Consider the following 14,806-nt stretch of genomic DNA (forward strand, 5'->3'; position numbering starts at 1 on the left):
TAAATAAGAAATTTATGAGCGAAATGATTTATGGCATTCACGCAGTGAAAGCCTTACTTGAGCGTTCACCGCAACGCATTAAAGAAGTCTATATTCTAAAAGGCCGTGAAGATCGCCGCTTAATGCCGCTGGTGCACGAAATTGAAGCGCTAGGGATTGTCGTTCAAGTGGCAAATCGTCAATGGATGGATAGCCAAACCGAAGGCGCAGTTCACCAAGGTATTATTGCGAAAGTATTACCGGGAAAACAATATCAAGAAGGTGACTTGCCTGATTTGCTGGAAAGCACACCCTCGCCATTTTTATTGGTATTGGACGGCGTGACAGATCCACATAACTTAGGTGCGTGCTTACGTAGTGCTGACGCAGCAGGTGTTCATGCTGTGATTGTCCCGAAAGATAAATCTGCCCAGCTCAATGCGACCGCGAAAAAAGTGGCTTGTGGTGCGGCAGAAAATGTTCCTCTTATTCGCGTGACGAATCTAGCAAGGACATTGCGTTTGCTACAAGAATATAATGTATGGATTGTGGGAACGGCAGGTGAAGCTGACCATAACGTATATCAAAGCAAACTAACGGGCCCGATAGCGCTAGTGATGGGGGCTGAAGGCGAAGGTATGCGTCGTTTAACGCGTGAACACTGTGATGAGTTAATCAGTATTCCTATGGCAGGCTCGGTGTCATCATTGAATGTGTCAGTGGCGACAGGGGTTTGTTTATTTGAAGCCGTGCGTCAACGCTTATCCGTTTCCGCAGAAAAATAATATTTTAGTGTAAAACGGTATCCATCTCTTGAGTTTTATCTCAGGGATGGGTATAGTTACGCGTCAATTTTTTAGCCGCACTCAACAAGTTCCTTGCCTCCGCGGGCCGCGGTTAACCCAGACAGGAGGCTAATAATCCGTAAGGAGCAACTACTAATGCGTCATTACGAAATCGTTTTTATGGTCCATCCTGACCAAAGCGAACAGGTTCCGGGCATGATCGAGCGTTACAGTGCTGTTATCACTAACGCACAAGGTCAGATCCACCGTCTGGAAGACTGGGGCCGTCGTCAACTGGCTTACCCAATCAACAAACTGCACAAAGCACACTATGTTCTTCTGAACGTAGAAGCTCCACAGGAAGCGATTGATGAGCTGGAAACTAACTTCCGCTTCAACGATGCCGTTATCCGCAGCATGGTTATGCGCTTAAAACACGCAGTAACTGAAGCTTCTCCAATGGTCAAAGCTAAAGACGAACGTCGTGGCCGTGACATGTCTGATGAATATCAGGAAGAAGAAGCTGAAGAAGCTGGGGATTCTGAAGAGTAATTGCGCAGGTGACCACTAATCGTTTGGTGCTGACAGGCACAGTCTGTAAAGCATTGATTCGAAAAGTGAGTCCGTCAGGCATTCCTCACTGCCAGTTTGTTTTAGAACATCGTTCACAACAACAGGAAGCGGGGTTGTCTAGGCAAGCATGGTGCAGAATGCCCATTATTGCCAGCGGACAAACCTTACAAGCCCATACTCACAGTATAACGGTCGGCAGTTGGATTACAGTAAGCGGTTTCATTAGTACCCATCAAGGGCGTAATGGGGTCAGCAAGATAGTCCTCCATGCCGAGCAGATTGATTTGATAGATTCTGGAGACTAGCCATATGGCACGTTATTTCCGTCGTCGCAAGTTCTGCCGTTTCACAGCGGAAGGCGTTCAAGAGATCGACTATAAAGATATCGCAACGCTGAAAAACTACATCACTGAAAGTGGTAAAATTGTACCAAGCCGTATCACTGGTACTCGTGCAAAATATCAGCGTCAGCTCGCTCGTGCTATCAAGCGCGCTCGCTACCTGTCTCTGTTACCATATACTGATCGTCATCAGTAATTGGTACAGTCCATTAACGACTAATAGAGGATAAGGTAATGCAAGTTATTCTGCTTGATAAAGTAGCTAACCTAGGTAGCCTGGGTGATCAGGTTAACGTTAAATCGGGCTATGCTCGTAACTTCTTAGTTCCACAGGGCAAAGCTGTTCCTGCGACTAAGAAAAACATCGAATTCTTCGAAGCACGCCGCGCTGAACTGGAAGCTAAATTAGCTGAAGTTCTAGCAGCAGCACAGGCTCGTGCAGCAGCTGTTACTGCTCTGGGTTCTGTGACTTTAGCTTCTAAAGCTGGTGACGAAGGTAAACTGTTCGGTTCAATCGGTACTCGTGACATCGCTGACGCAATTACTGCGGCTGGCGTTCAAGTTGCGAAAAGCGAAGTTCGCCTGCCAAACGGCGTTCTGCGTACTACTGGTGACCATGAAGTTCACTTCCAGTTACACAGCGATGTTTTCGCAGAGCTGAACGTTATCATCGTTGCTGAGTAATCAATAATGATGATATGCATCATTGGGTTATCCATGGTGCAAATAAAAACACCGGCTAAGTCCGGTGTTTTTTGTTTTCTGGTATTTAGTTTATTGATTTGCCAAGCATTCGTAGTCGAGTAATTCCCCCGCTGAACCTAAATTCAAATCCCATATGCTAAAACGGTTTGCGAGCAGCACCTTTGAACCGTCTTTCAGCTGCACCATCACTAGGCCATAATTGCCCATTTCATCATGATGTTTTACAACGTATTCATTGAGCTGATTAAATGCATTATCGAATTTGGCAGGGGATTTTTGGAGTTTCTTGGCTAAATAGTGATGGCCGATCAGTTCAGTTGATAACTTAGCCCAGCCGGTTGTTATCTCCGATGAAACTTGATTAAGTTGTTGACTAATTTCAGGTTTCAAACACGCAATATGGATATGCAGTTGGTCTTGGGAGCGGCCATATTGGGAATTCACTGCAACAGCGAGCAAATCATCAGAAATTGAGATGTTCGCTTGTGACGACACGCTTTTCCGTTCTTGCCAAGCAATATCAAAATAGTCTGGTATATTTCGCTCAAGTAATCGTGCGGATTCTATCCCTGTGATTTTTTCCATTGGGATAATTAAGTTGTGTAATGGCCCTTTTTTATCTTTAAACAGCACATACTGTTGATCTCTATCGACTTTTAGACAAGATAGCGCAGCTTGCTGCGGTGGTATACATTGTTCATTTATCATGTTCCAAAGTGCATTTGAATTGAGTTTAACCCATGAAACATAGCCAATAATAGCGGTAAGTAATAATAAAACAGTACCTAAAAAAGCGTTAATCCATTTTTTTATTAACATAATAATTTTCAGTTACCTAGCATTGTAGTGAAAGACAATATTAGTTATTCGTTGCTAGGTAAAAATCAATGCATATAGCGATGATTCAGACAAAGTTTTAGGGCAGCTCTGACGCAAGCCACCCTAAAATGACTACGGAGTCCGGTAGTAACTGCCATCACTTAACCGCGCGAAACTATATGTTTTCCCATCAGATGCAGTTGTTTCTAGCAATTGAATTTCACCTTTTTTGTTCGCCTTTAAACGAATTTTTTGCCCTTGGCGCAAATTACTCAGTGGTTTTTCGGCACCTTCAACGCGAGCCATAATAAAAGCGTCATTGGCTTGTAAGTTATTATCGCGGAACAGTTGCGCAAGCGTTTTCCCTTTTTGTACTTGGTAGCTTTGCCATTCATTAGCGGAAGGACGGGGAGCTTTGGGCTCTGGCGTGTTCTCTGGTGAAGTCACCGCCGGAGGCTGATTGGGCTCAGGCTCAATAGGCTCTGGGATAATTTCAGGCTCAGTAGGTAAAAGTGGGGGATTACCTTCAGGTGCCGGTACTGGTTCAGGTATTGGTGGTGTAACCGTAGGTTCAGGCATGACCTCAGGAGCTGTGGGTGGAGGAATGACAATAGGCTGGTTTTGGACAATATCGCTAGGGGACTTATCGCTAGCAGGCCAAAAGAAAGCGACCACAACAATTAGGGCGAGCAGTGCAATGCCATAGCGATGAAATTTTGAAAGTTTAAGCATCACTCCTCCTTGATGAGGCAATGAGTAAATTAGGCTGTATTTATACGCATACTAGCACCCTTTTTAGACATTTTTAGCGTTTGGCTGAATTTTTCAGAGAACACTGAATAAATTTGTCGGGAATCAATCAGTTTTATTCTTTAGATTCATTGTTTGGGTTTACCCATAAGGATGGGGCTGCTATTCTTGGTTTTTCTCAAAATCATATGGGTGTTTTCATGGCAAACCAAAATTTCGATTCGGTAGAAGCTCAAGCGAGTTATGGCATAGGTCTACAGGTTGGGCAGCAATTATTAGAGTCAGGGCTAGAAGGTTTAGTGCCAAATGCAATTTTAGCCGGCCTCGTTGACGCTTTAGAAGGCAATATGCCATCAGTGCCTGTTGAAACATTGCATAAAGCACTGCGTGAAATTCATGAGCGTGCAGATGCCGTTCGTGTTGAGCGTCAGGCAGCATTAGCGGAAGAAGGCCAAAAATTCCTAGATGAAAACCAAAAGCGTGATGGTGTTTCAACGACTGAGTCTGGCTTACAATTTTCAGTCGTTAACCAAGGTGATGGTGCTATTCCTTCACGTACAGATCGCGTTCGTGTTCACTATACAGGCCGTTTAATTGATGGCTCTGTGTTTGATAGCTCAGTACAGCGTGGGCAGCCAGCAGAGTTTCCTGTAAGCGGTGTTATCCCGGGTTGGATTGAAGCATTGACCCTGATGCCTGTTGGTTCTAAATGGGAATTATATATTCCTCATCAATTAGCTTATGGTGAGCGTGGCGCAGGTGCATCAATCCCGCCATTCAGCACATTAGTATTTGAAGTTGAATTACTTGAAATTTTATAATTTCTGTTAGTTTAATTCACAGCTAAAAAGCTTCATTGTCTTTGGACTTTGGGGCTTTTTTTATGGCGTTAATTTCACACAATTGCTACTCTTGCTGTAAAGGGTTATCAGAGAGGTGAATAATATGCTACAGCAAATTTGCGAATTAGCTCAAGAAGCGGGTTATGCGGTTATGGAAACGTATAATGCGCAAGAACCTTTACAGGTTGAACACAAAAGTGATAATTCGCCTGTTACCGAGGCTGATATTGCCGCCCACAATGTGATCACTGCGGGTCTTGCTCGTATTGCTCCTGATATCCCGCAATTGTCCGAGGAAGACCCGCCAGAATGGCCAATTAGGCAGAATTGGCAACGTTATTGGTTGATTGACCCATTGGATGGAACGAAAGAATTTATTAATCGTAATGGGGATTTTACGGTTAACATCGCACTTATCGAGAATGGTGTGCCAATAATGGGGGTGGTATATGCCCCGGCCAAAGGGTTGCTGTATTACGCTGAAGGCAATCAGGCATGGAAGGAAGAAGGTGGTCATAAGCAACTTATTCATGTAAATGATGCTAAACCACCGGTTATTGTTATTAGCCGTTCCCATCAAGATAGTGAATTAATGGATTATTTAAAACAAATGGGTGAACACACAACAGTCGAAATTGGGTCTTCACTCAAGTTCTGTTTAGTCGCAGAAGGAAAAGCGCAGCTTTATCCACGTTTTGGGCCGACGAATATTTGGGACACCGCGGCTGGACATGCGATTGCGATTGCTGCAGGTGCTAAAGTGGTTGATTGGAATGGGAAAACGCTTGATTACACACCGAAGGAGTCTTTTTTGAACCCAGGCTTTCGGGTGATTCTATTCTAAACCTTAATAAAGGTTGGGAAGTTATTTCCCAACCTAATTAGTTACTAATTATCTAGTTTTAGAACTTTAGCAGTCGCAGTACGAATATCTAAACAGGCTTTTGCATCCGTTTTTAAATCAATTCCATAGGTTGGAATGATCTCTTTTAAGCGTGCTTCCCAGCCATCGGCCTTGAGTTGCTCATCAAAACAAGTTTTTAATACATTTAATGCAATAAATGCCGCTGTCGATGCCCCTGGAGATGCACCCATTAATACAGTAAATGATTTATCCGCACTGGTAATCAATTCTGTACCAAACTCTAAGACCCCTTTTTTATCATGGTCAGGTTTAATAATTTGTACTCGTTGCCCTGCAACCACCTCTTTCCAATCCTCATGCTGAGCTTCTGGGTAGAATTGTTGCAGCATGGCAAATTGGTGAGCAGATGTTTGCAGGACTTGGCCTACTAAGTATTCTGCAAGTGACCAGTTATCTTTCGCTACTGCAAGCATTGGTTCAAGGTTATTCAATTTCACCGATTCAAACAGGTCTAAATACGAGCCGTGCTTAAGGAATTTACTCGAAAAACCGGCATAAGGCCCGAATAAGAGAGAGCGTTTCCCCCCAATAATGCGTGTGTCTAAGTGTGGAACAGACATTGGTGGTGAGCCTTTGTCTGCTTTACCATAAACTTTAGCGTGGTGGCGAGAGGCAATTTCTTCGTTATCGCATCGCAACCAGATCCCACTGACGGGAAACCCACCATACCCTTTTCCTTCTGGGATCCCCGATTTTTGTAGTAACTCGATCGCCCGACCACCTGCACCCACGAACACAAACTTTGCGGAAGTGATCGTTTTTTCATGGGTCAGAAGGTTTTTAACTTCAATATTCCATCTGCCATCGGCGGTTTTTTTAACATCAATGACTTCATGTTTATAGTGAATAGAAAAACCGGATTGTTCGCTTAATTGTGCGATTAATAAATGCGTTAGCGCACCGTAATCGACATCAGCGCCTGTATTAACACGGGTGACTGCAATTGCTTCTTTAGGGTCGCGGCCTTCCATGATCAGTGGCGCCCATTCGTTGATCTGTTTTGGATCATCACTGTATTCCATGTTGTGGTAACAGTGGTGAGCAGACATCTGCTGGTAGCGCTGTTTTAAGAATTTTACATTGTCTTCACCCCAAACAAAGCTCATGTGTGGGCATGGGTGAATAAAGTCACGTGGATCTTTAATTTTTCCTTTGGTGACTAGGTAAGACCAGAGCTGGCGAGAGAGGTCGAATTCTGTATTAACTTCAAGCGCTTTACTAATATCCACCGTACCATCTGGGTTTGGTGGTGTGTAGTTCATTTCACAGTTTGCAGCATGCCCTGTTCCCGCATTGTTCCACGGGTGGGAACTTTCTTGAGCACAGTCGTTTAGCCTTTCAAAAACGGCGATCGTCAGTGATGGCTCAAGTTCTTTGAGAAATGTACCCAGTGTTGCACTCATGATCCCTGCGCCAATGAGGGCTATATCGACATTTTCAGCAATCGGTTTATTCATGATGGCCTCTATTTTTGTGTTGGAGTGAAGCTAAGGTCGGTGCCTTCTTGGTAGACAACATAAGCACGACGCCAAGGTTCATCACCAATAAGCCGCCATTTATGGCCGGTTCCGGTATTATCTTGTGCCAGTAAAATATCACCTGGATTGATGATAAATTTAGAGCCATCTTTAGTTTCGAATTCTAAAGTGCCTGAAAGGGTAATGACATAACGAGGGACTGGGTCTTGATGCCAATCAAAAGAGCCACCGGAAACTGTTTCACGGAAGGTCAGCTCGCTAACTGCAATGGGGGAGGTCTGGCTATCTCCACCTGTGACATTATTGAGCTCAAGAGTGCCTTCTTCAAAAAGAGAATTCCCATCTTCTCCTGTCCACATACGAACGCAGCGTATCATTTTATTTAGCTCCTTAATCACTGACTGTAATATATAACAATTATTTGATATTTATTGGATGCAAAAATAAGACTCTTAAAGTGATGATAAATAAAATTAATATTATTCAAATTTAAGGTTTTTTAATGAAGAGGTCAAAGCGAAATATGTTTTATCTTAGTTTTATGGTTTTAATTTTTAATTAAAAAACAAAATCATAAAAATTGATTATCTTTTTATGATTTATTTTTATTTTCATTATTCGTTTAATGATGGGTAAAAAGTAGAAAAGCTCACCATGATGTTATTTTATCATTATGAGCTATGAAAAAAGGATTAGCTTTTTAGAATAGAGTTTAGAGCGAGGTATTGGATCAGCATGATGGTTTTACCATCAACAATTTCTCCCGTTTTTATCGCATCAATGGCTTTAGGGAAAGGCCACTCTAACACTTCAATATCTTCCCCTTCTTCTTCCAGCCCGCCACCTGCATTTTGACGGTTATTATCACTGTACTCAGCGATGTAAAAGTGGAGTTTCTCGGTGACTGAGCCAGGGCTCATAAAGGCTTCAAAAACTTTCTGAATTTTATCGACTTTAAAACCTGTTTCTTCTTCTGTTTCAGCAATAATACGAGCTTCTGGTGAGGCGTTTTCGAGTAAGCCAGCGGCGGCTTCGATTAGGAAATCAGAATATCCATTCACATAAACTGGCATGCGAAATTGCCGAATTAAGATAATGCTATTCTTTATTTTGTTATATAACAAAATAACAGCGCCATTCCCTCTGTCATAGACTTCGCGCTCTTGCTGTTGCCAACTACCATCTTGTCGTTGTAACTCATAAGTATATTTTTTTAAAATATACCAATTATCTGAAAGTAGTTTCTCTTGAATATTTCGTATGTTAGGACGTTTTACAGTCATTAAGCAGCCTTAAAAAACAAAAATGATTTTGTTAATGTAGCACTGTTAATTTCTGTATAAAATAGGATTTAGATGGGGCCTGCTTTAAAGCAGGCCCCATTGTAAACGTGGTGAATTATTTAATAATTTGGATTTGTTTAACTTCGACTTCTCTTGAGTTCCAGTCTTTATCAATTTTACCGCGAATTTCAACTTTATCTTTTGGCGTCACATTTACACCATTCCAACGCTTTTCGCTGATTTCTAAATTAATAGTGCCAGTACCATCGGTGAATTCATAATGTTTATGGTCGAGTTGTTTGACGATATTCCCACGTAAAATAACCCAGCTGTCATCTGACATATCAAGCGCTTTTGCAACCGTCATTTCCCCACTATTTGGGCCGATAAAACCACCCGTTTTAGAGGTTTGAGTTGTTGTATTTGTGACCGCGCCTGGGCCGTCAAATCCACCATTTGCAGCGAAAACAGGTGCACTTGCGAGTGCAGCGACTAAAGCGATTATAGGTAATTTTTTCATCATCAGTATCTCCAAATGGACATGAATTTGTTTGTATGGAGGGTATTAAACCAAGTAAATCTTAACAGGATCTTAAGAAACTTAACTAACGAATTATATTTTTAATTTCATTAATAATAGCTAGTCATCTTAAGGCTGATGGGATAAATATAATAATATTCTGTTGTGGGGGAGATTATGCGAATTCTTTTAATTGAAGATGACCGGTTAATTGGTGACGGTTTAAAAGTGGGTTTAACGCAGCTAGGGTTTACGGTTGATTGGTTTATGGATGGTAAACAAGGACAACTGGCTGTATTTGATGCACCTTATGATGCTGTTGTACTCGACCTTTCGTTACCCAATATTGATGGCATGGATATTTTAAAACATTGGCGCAAAGAAGGGCGTGATGAGCCTGTCTTGATTTTGACGGCACGAGATGCATTGGATCAACGTGTTCAAGGGCTTCAGCAAGGGGCTGATGATTATCTGTGTAAACCATTCGCTTTAATGGAAGTCATGGCGCGTTTGCAAGCGTTGATCCGCCGCAGAAGTGGGCAGCTGTCTTCTAAACTTACGCATGGCGATGTCGAAATGGACCCAATTGCAATGACGGTGACACAGCAAGGTGAGCCTGTACAGCTAAAAGGCAAAGAGTTCGCTTTACTGTCTTTATTTATGCATAACCCAAATAAAGTTTTTTCTCGCCCTTTAATTGAAGAAAAATTATATAACTGGGATGAGGAAGTCTCTAGTAACTCGGTTGAGGTACACATCCACCATTTACGACGTAAATTAGGTAATAAATTTATTCGAACTATTCACGGTGTAGGCTATCGGTTAGGTGATGATACATGATGAAGACATTTAGTCTTAGGCTGAAACTCACGTTAATGCTACTCCTATTAGCTTTGCTGACATGGGGGATCGCCAGTTCGCTAGCCTGGTATCAAAGCTATAAAACGATCAATGAACTGTTTGATACCCAGCAAATGGCGTTTGCTAAACGGTTATCTGTTTTGCCATCAGACTTCGAATTGAGCCGGCCTTCACTGACTAAAACCAAAAAATTATTACGCAAGAACCGCGGGCATCAGGATGACGATGCACTGGCATTTGCTATCTTTACACCTGTTGGTGAAATGGTTTTAAACGACGGTGATAATGGTAGAGATATTGTCTATCAATTTAAACGAGAAGGTTTTACGGATGGAATGATCGAAGGAAGTGACGATCCTTGGCGCTTTGTATGGCTAAAATCTCAAGATGGTCAATATGTTATCGCGGTAGGGCAGGAGTGGGAATACCGGCAAGAAATGGCAACCGATATTATGGTGGCACAATTTATGCCTTGGTTAATTGCTTTGCCAATTATGTTATTGCTATTTTTATGGCTGCTTACACGAGCTTTACGTCCATTGAAGGATGTAGCAAAGCAGTTGTATCACCGAAAACCCGATGAATTAACCCCAGTACAAGTAACGCGTATTCCTAGTGAAGTCAGACCTATTATTGACTCTATGAATGTGTTGTTTGGCCGTATTAATGACATGTTTGCTCGCGAGCGACAATTTACCTCGGATGCTGCTCATGAATTACGTAGCCCACTCGCAGCGTTAAGGGTGCAGGCGGAAGTGGTACAAATTGCGGGGAATAATAACGCGATCCGTAACCATGCAGTGGCGAATTTATCGGAAGGTATTGATAGGGCGACTAGGCTTGTTGACCAACTACTCATGTTGTCTCGGCTAGAATCATCCACGCAACTCGATGATATTACAGTTGTATCTTGGCCCGCATTAATTGAATCGGCGATAAAAGATGTGGAGCCCGAAGCTCAAGAGCAGCAAACAACGATAATAAACACGTTAGTTAGTTGCCCCCCTGATTTTCAAGGCCAACCATTACTACTCAACGCGTTACTGAGAAATTTACTCAATAATGCAATACGTTATGGAAAAATAGCGGGGCGAGTCGAAATTATTTTGTATACAGATCATCTTGAAATTCAAGATGATGGTGATGGCGTGACACCTGAGGTTTTACAGCGCCTAGGTGAACGTTTTTATCGTCCGCCGGGGCAAGAAAAGACAGGGAGTGGCTTAGGGCTCTCTATTGTTAAGCGAGTTGCACAATTGCATCATTTGCAGGTTATTTTTACTCACGGTACTAATGGTGGATTTTGTGCCAAAGTCTATTGGAATGAAATAAAAACGTGATAATGAGCACATTAGCCATGCTTGTTTATGAAAAAATTAATCATAATTATGCATATTTAGTGTAAGGGTATTTTAGCATAACTCACTATTTCTAGCTCAAGCGAGATAGGGTTAATTACAGACGTCGTGTGCGAAGTGACCCACACGACGACATAGTAAAAGTTTGCCCTTATTGGTTTAGCGATGAGACTAATAAACTAATGACTTTTTGAATTTCTTGGGTATTTAATTCACCATCTTTGAAAAACAACACTTTTCCTTGATTATCCAATACGATAATCGCCGAGCTTTCTGGTTTCAAGCCCCATGCGTTCTTTACTGTCCCCTCATTATCAACAATAAATTGTGAGTAAGGAAACTCTTTTTTGCTATCTTCAACGCTATTTTTAACAAAGACACCAGTACCAAAAATTGCATCATCGGTATTAATGATTGTCGTTGTCTGATAGGTATCATGAGGGAATTTGGCTTGCTTGATAGCTTCAACTAAGGGGGCATTGAGCTCTTTTGCTGAAGAGCGGCCTGCAATGTGCTGGATAGTACGCACCTTCCCAACGAGTTGTTGGCTTTTCCACGGTTGATACTCCAACTTCCCTTCATTATTCATCACAAGCTCACCTTTATCGGTGACGGAAATAGCAGGAACAGATTGGTTTAATTGAATATTTGCTGCAGAAGCTACTGCTGATACCCCAAGCAAACATATTAAAAGTAAATAATTTCTTATCATAAAAGCCCCTTGATTGATGATTTTGCCATGTGAGCCTAGTGGTTTGTCTGATGAAGACTATTTATAGCATAGCTCATCGGATGAGTTTCAAGAGGTAATTTAACATTTTTTTAAAATTTAGAATAAAAGCAAAGTTTATGGGGTTTTAACAGTTAATTTACAGTGTCATGTTATGTCAGCAAATTGAATAAAACTGCAATTTTAGAACCAAAGTAAAAATTTCTGGTCTATGATTATTGTACGGTATGAGTTATTGAATATCGTAAGAACAAAGGGGAGGCAAAGTTCTAATGAAAATTTTTAACCGTTATAACCCATCGAAGATTGCTCTTTACGTCAAAACGCTATTCCGTGGCAGGCTCTATATTAAGGATTTTGGGGCATTTGAGTTTAATTATGGGAAAATTCTACCACCTAAAATCAGTGATAAGCGCCATTACAATGTGATGAGTGAGGTCAATAAACAGGTTTCATTATTGCAGGCGGAACTGGGTTAGGTTAATCAAGAAGGTTTTGGTTAACAACGCGCCACATGGGTGGCGCATTGAAAGAAACGGCTTCGCTATCAAGCACTAATGTTCAGTATCTTTTGTTTGTTGTTTTGCGTCAGCCGTTTCAATAGTATTTTTTCCGGGCTGTACAACCACAGGTGATGGCACCGTAGTAAGGCGAGTTACGAGTAGTTGGTCAATTTTGTAATTATCGATATCGACGACTTCAAATTTATAACCCGCATATTTCACATAATCTGTCCGCTTCGGCATTCTTCTTAACCGGTACATCATAAACCCTGCGATGGTTTCATAGTTGCTAAAGTCAGGGAAATCATCAATATCCAAAATGCGCATCACATCTTCGATTGGCGTTCCACCTTCAACTAACCAAGAATTCTCATCACGGACCACGATTTGCTCTTCTTGCCCTGGACCAATTAAATCACCCATTAAAGTGATCATTACATCATTGATGGTAATGATACCCATGACCAATGCATATTCGTTGAGAATAACAGCAAAATCGACCGCATTTGCTTTAAAGGCTTCTAAGGTATCTGATAGTGATAAGGTGTCAGGGATCATTAGCGTATTTCTAATGTGAGCACCTTCTTTTAAGCTTAAACTTTGCCCATTGAGTACACGATTAAGTAATTCTTTTGAATCAACATAGCCGATAACATGGTCAATATCCCCCGCACAGACCAAGAACTTAGAATGTGGCTGGGTTGATATTTTATGTTTGATACTTTCTTCTGACTCGTTTTTGTCAAAATAGATGATACTTTCACGCGGGGTCATAGCCGATGGTACAGTACGTGATTCTAGTTCAAAGACATTCTCAATTAATTCATGTTCTTGCTTACGTAACACACCCGCGACAGCACCCGCTTCAACAACCGCAAAAATATCATCAGAAGTGATGTCTTCATTACGTGATGTAGGTAATTTGAATAATTTAAAAATTAGGTTAGCGAGACCATTAAAAAACCAAACGAATGGGCCCAGTATCACTAAGCAGAAGCGCATCGGATTCACGATACGAATAGCAATGGCTTCAGGTTTTACCATACCGATACGTTTTGGCGTTAAATCAGCCACTAAAATAAACAAGCTCGTGACAATGGTGAACGATAGGATGGATGAAACTTGTTGGGCCCAGCTTGGGGATAAAAACTGAATAAAGATATCGTACAAAGCAGGAGAAAACGCAGATTCCCCGACAATACCTGCAAGGATAGCAACGGCATTTAAACCAATTTGAACGACGGTAAAGAACATTCCCGGCATTTCTTGTAATTTAAGCACGCGAGCCGCGTTAATGTTGCCCTCATCGGCCATGAGCTTAAGTTTAATACGGCGGGAAGCTGCCAGAGAAATTTCTGACAAAGAAAAGAATGCGCTGATTGCACATAATAATAGAACGATTAATAAACTGTTGAGCATAAGTTATCCAGCCAATCAAAGGGAGAATCCATTAAATTCAAAGATCTCTGAAGGCATAGTCTCGTGTATTTTAATATATTGAGTATGCAAATATATGTTGCGCAATATGCGCAAATTGTTGATATGTTGCATGAGTATAGCACTGAGGTGATTTATCTGCCTAGATATTCATCATCATTCAAACTGCCTTAAGTAATATAGATAGACAGCCTGAACGATTTGTAAAGTGAATTTACAGCACTAACCTATTGATTTAGCTTTTTAATGAAGGTGGTAAACAAACACCAATTCCTCCTAATCCACAATATCCATTTGGATTTTTGTATAAATACTGCTGGTGGTAATCTTCTGCGAAATAGAAAGTGTCTAATGGCGCTATTTCGGTTGTGATTGCACGAGGGTCATGTTGTGCTTTCATTGCCTCTTGGTAAGCTTGCAGTGTCTCCATCGCTTGTTGGTCTTGTTCATCAGACACAGTATAAATGGCAGAACGATATTGACTCCCCATATCATTCCCTTGGCGCATACCTTGTGCGGGGTCATGGTTTTCCCAAAATAAAGCTAATAATTGGGTGTAACTGATAATTTTCGGGTCAAAAACAACACGAACCGCTTCTGCGTGGCCAGTTCGCTCTGAACAAACTTCTTCGTAGGTAGGGTTAGGGGTCACACCACCACAATACCCTACAGATGTTGAATAAACACCAGCTTGCTGCCAAAATAGTCGTTCGACTCCCCAAAAACAGCCCATGGCAAAATAAGCAACTTTCATATTCTTAGGAATAATCTCAATCGAATGATGGTTAAGTGCATGATATGGTGAGTAGGTCATAGCAGTTGCTCTGCCGGGCAGAGGTTGTGCAATACTTGCAGAGTGAAATTTATTAAAAGGCATAATGATTCCTATATATATTGACCGTACAAATAATCTAAAA

General features: G+C 41.6%; 19 protein-coding genes. 10 read left to right on the plus strand and 9 right to left on the minus strand.

The annotated features are described in order from the left end of the window. Positions 1–14: 14 nt before the first annotated feature. From rlmB to rplI, 5 genes are all read left to right on the plus strand, one after another. Positions 15–764 carry a 23S rRNA (guanosine(2251)-2'-O)-methyltransferase RlmB gene (gene rlmB, locus PSF42_RS11160; RefSeq protein WP_125890701.1) on the plus strand — a complete coding sequence of 250 codons (750 nt, stop codon included), beginning with the start codon at positions 15–17 and terminating at the stop codon, positions 762–764. Between the two features lie 156 nt (positions 765–920). Then, a complete protein-coding gene (gene rpsF / locus PSF42_RS11165; RefSeq protein ID WP_125890732.1) occupies positions 921–1,316 on the plus strand; it encodes a 30S ribosomal protein S6 in 396 nt (131 codons plus the stop codon). Positions 1,317–1,324: 8 nt separating this feature from the next. Beyond that, entirely contained in the window at positions 1,325–1,642 is a 318-nt protein-coding gene (priB, locus tag PSF42_RS11170) for a primosomal replication protein N (protein WP_125890700.1), read from the plus strand. Positions 1,643–1,646: 4 nt separating this feature from the next. Next, positions 1,647–1,874: a 30S ribosomal protein S18 gene (gene rpsR / locus PSF42_RS11175; RefSeq protein WP_000135199.1), complete on the plus strand. Its 228-nt coding sequence runs from the start codon at positions 1,647–1,649 to the stop codon at positions 1,872–1,874. Positions 1,875–1,912: 38 nt separating this feature from the next. Then, positions 1,913–2,362: a 50S ribosomal protein L9 gene (gene rplI, locus PSF42_RS11180; protein ID WP_125890699.1), complete on the plus strand. Its 450-nt coding sequence runs from the start codon at positions 1,913–1,915 to the stop codon at positions 2,360–2,362. 90 nt (positions 2,363–2,452) lie between these two features. Here rplI and PSF42_RS11185 read toward each other — a convergent pair whose 3' ends face one another. Together PSF42_RS11185 and PSF42_RS11190 are read right to left on the minus strand one after the other, a co-directional pair. Then, positions 2,453–3,202, minus strand: coding sequence for a CDP-diacylglycerol diphosphatase (locus PSF42_RS11185; RefSeq protein ID WP_272680029.1), 750 nt, complete (start codon positions 3,200–3,202; stop codon positions 2,453–2,455). Positions 3,203–3,334: 132 nt separating this feature from the next. Then, a complete protein-coding gene (locus tag PSF42_RS11190; RefSeq protein ID WP_125890697.1) occupies positions 3,335–3,934 on the minus strand; it encodes a LysM-like peptidoglycan-binding domain-containing protein in 600 nt (199 codons plus the stop codon). A gap of 218 nt (positions 3,935–4,152) precedes the next feature. On the opposite strand from PSF42_RS11190, the gene PSF42_RS11195 reads away from it, so the two are divergent. Then, a complete protein-coding gene (locus PSF42_RS11195) occupies positions 4,153–4,773 on the plus strand; it encodes a peptidylprolyl isomerase (protein ID WP_125890696.1) in 621 nt (206 codons plus the stop codon). 124 nt (positions 4,774–4,897) lie between these two features. Continuing rightward, entirely contained in the window at positions 4,898–5,638 is a 741-nt protein-coding gene (cysQ, locus tag PSF42_RS11200; protein WP_272680030.1) for a 3'(2'),5'-bisphosphate nucleotidase CysQ, read from the plus strand. Positions 5,639–5,682: 44 nt separating this feature from the next. Here cysQ and mqo read toward each other — a convergent pair whose 3' ends face one another. The 4 genes from mqo to PSF42_RS11220 all read right to left on the minus strand — a co-directional run bounded on the left by mqo (position 5,683) and on the right by PSF42_RS11220 (position 9,000). Then, complete coding sequence (gene mqo / locus PSF42_RS11205) at positions 5,683–7,176, minus strand: malate dehydrogenase (quinone) (RefSeq protein WP_125890694.1); 1,494 nt, start codon at positions 7,174–7,176, stop codon at positions 5,683–5,685. 8 nt (positions 7,177–7,184) lie between these two features. Then, the gene (locus tag PSF42_RS11210; RefSeq protein ID WP_125890693.1) at positions 7,185–7,574 is read right to left on the minus strand and encodes a cupin domain-containing protein; all 390 of its coding nucleotides are present in this window, start codon (positions 7,572–7,574) and stop codon (positions 7,185–7,187) included. Positions 7,575–7,889: 315 nt separating this feature from the next. Further along, positions 7,890–8,480: a GDP-mannose pyrophosphatase NudK gene (nudK, locus tag PSF42_RS11215; RefSeq protein ID WP_125890692.1), complete on the minus strand. Its 591-nt coding sequence runs from the start codon at positions 8,478–8,480 to the stop codon at positions 7,890–7,892. Between the two features lie 115 nt (positions 8,481–8,595). Next, positions 8,596–9,000, minus strand: coding sequence for a YgiW/YdeI family stress tolerance OB fold protein (locus tag PSF42_RS11220; protein WP_213913421.1), 405 nt, complete (start codon positions 8,998–9,000; stop codon positions 8,596–8,598). 177 nt (positions 9,001–9,177) lie between these two features. Between PSF42_RS11220 and qseB the strand changes: the two genes are divergently transcribed. Both qseB and qseC read left to right on the plus strand, forming a co-directional pair. Beyond that, complete coding sequence (gene qseB / locus PSF42_RS11225; protein WP_213913377.1) at positions 9,178–9,840, plus strand: quorum sensing response regulator transcription factor QseB; 663 nt, start codon at positions 9,178–9,180, stop codon at positions 9,838–9,840. Continuing rightward, complete coding sequence (gene qseC, locus PSF42_RS11230; RefSeq protein WP_272680054.1) at positions 9,840–11,201, plus strand: quorum sensing histidine kinase QseC; 1,362 nt, start codon at positions 9,840–9,842, stop codon at positions 11,199–11,201. The genes qseB and qseC overlap by 1 nt, the downstream gene beginning before the upstream one ends. Positions 11,202–11,370: 169 nt before the next feature. Here the strand turns inward: qseC and PSF42_RS11235 are convergent, their stop codons facing one another. Further along, positions 11,371–11,931 carry a YtfJ family protein gene (locus tag PSF42_RS11235; protein WP_272680031.1) on the minus strand — a complete coding sequence of 187 codons (561 nt, stop codon included), beginning with the start codon at positions 11,929–11,931 and terminating at the stop codon, positions 11,371–11,373. Between the two features lie 290 nt (positions 11,932–12,221). Between PSF42_RS11235 and PSF42_RS11240 the strand changes: the two genes are divergently transcribed. Continuing rightward, positions 12,222–12,428: a DUF1107 domain-containing protein gene (locus PSF42_RS11240; RefSeq protein WP_004905964.1), complete on the plus strand. Its 207-nt coding sequence runs from the start codon at positions 12,222–12,224 to the stop codon at positions 12,426–12,428. A gap of 75 nt (positions 12,429–12,503) precedes the next feature. Here PSF42_RS11240 and PSF42_RS11245 read toward each other — a convergent pair whose 3' ends face one another. Beyond that, positions 12,504–13,871: a hemolysin family protein gene (locus tag PSF42_RS11245; RefSeq protein WP_125890689.1), complete on the minus strand. Its 1,368-nt coding sequence runs from the start codon at positions 13,869–13,871 to the stop codon at positions 12,504–12,506. 253 nt (positions 13,872–14,124) lie between these two features. Then, complete coding sequence (gene msrA / locus PSF42_RS11250) at positions 14,125–14,766, minus strand: peptide-methionine (S)-S-oxide reductase MsrA (RefSeq protein ID WP_213913376.1); 642 nt, start codon at positions 14,764–14,766, stop codon at positions 14,125–14,127. Positions 14,767–14,806 lie beyond the last annotated feature (40 nt).

It is taken from the genome of Providencia sp. PROV032 (assembly GCF_028484875.1).
In the GTDB taxonomy this organism is placed as follows: Bacteria; Pseudomonadota; Gammaproteobacteria; order Enterobacterales; family Enterobacteriaceae; genus Providencia; species Providencia rettgeri_E.

Excerpts from the sequence above, each read along its gene's own strand:
- qseB (WP_213913377.1), top strand. The coding sequence starts at position 9,178 with ATGCGAATTCTTTTAATTGAAGATGACCGGTTAATTGGTGACGGTTTA.
- PSF42_RS11210 (WP_125890693.1), bottom strand. The coding sequence starts at position 7,574 with ATGATACGCTGCGTTCGTATGTGGACAGGAGAAGATGGGAATTCTCTT.
- PSF42_RS11220 (WP_213913421.1), bottom strand. The coding sequence starts at position 9,000 with ATGAAAAAATTACCTATAATCGCTTTAGTCGCTGCACTCGCAAGTGCA.
- qseC (WP_272680054.1), top strand. The coding sequence starts at position 9,840 with ATGAAGACATTTAGTCTTAGGCTGAAACTCACGTTAATGCTACTCCTA.
- rplI (WP_125890699.1), top strand. The coding sequence starts at position 1,913 with ATGCAAGTTATTCTGCTTGATAAAGTAGCTAACCTAGGTAGCCTGGGT.
- rpsF (WP_125890732.1), top strand. The coding sequence starts at position 921 with ATGCGTCATTACGAAATCGTTTTTATGGTCCATCCTGACCAAAGCGAA.
- PSF42_RS11240 (WP_004905964.1), top strand. The coding sequence starts at position 12,222 with ATGAAAATTTTTAACCGTTATAACCCATCGAAGATTGCTCTTTACGTC.
- rpsR (WP_000135199.1), top strand. The coding sequence starts at position 1,647 with ATGGCACGTTATTTCCGTCGTCGCAAGTTCTGCCGTTTCACAGCGGAA.
- PSF42_RS11245 (WP_125890689.1), bottom strand. The coding sequence starts at position 13,871 with ATGCTCAACAGTTTATTAATCGTTCTATTATTATGTGCAATCAGCGCA.
- msrA (WP_213913376.1), bottom strand. The coding sequence starts at position 14,766 with ATGCCTTTTAATAAATTTCACTCTGCAAGTATTGCACAACCTCTGCCC.
- rlmB (WP_125890701.1), top strand. The coding sequence starts at position 15 with ATGAGCGAAATGATTTATGGCATTCACGCAGTGAAAGCCTTACTTGAG.
- PSF42_RS11185 (WP_272680029.1), bottom strand. The coding sequence starts at position 3,202 with ATGTTAATAAAAAAATGGATTAACGCTTTTTTAGGTACTGTTTTATTA.
- PSF42_RS11195 (WP_125890696.1), top strand. The coding sequence starts at position 4,153 with ATGGCAAACCAAAATTTCGATTCGGTAGAAGCTCAAGCGAGTTATGGC.
- cysQ (WP_272680030.1), top strand. The coding sequence starts at position 4,898 with ATGCTACAGCAAATTTGCGAATTAGCTCAAGAAGCGGGTTATGCGGTT.
- PSF42_RS11235 (WP_272680031.1), bottom strand. The coding sequence starts at position 11,931 with ATGATAAGAAATTATTTACTTTTAATATGTTTGCTTGGGGTATCAGCA.
- mqo (WP_125890694.1), bottom strand. The coding sequence starts at position 7,176 with ATGAATAAACCGATTGCTGAAAATGTCGATATAGCCCTCATTGGCGCA.
- PSF42_RS11190 (WP_125890697.1), bottom strand. The coding sequence starts at position 3,934 with ATGCTTAAACTTTCAAAATTTCATCGCTATGGCATTGCACTGCTCGCC.
- nudK (WP_125890692.1), bottom strand. The coding sequence starts at position 8,480 with ATGACTGTAAAACGTCCTAACATACGAAATATTCAAGAGAAACTACTT.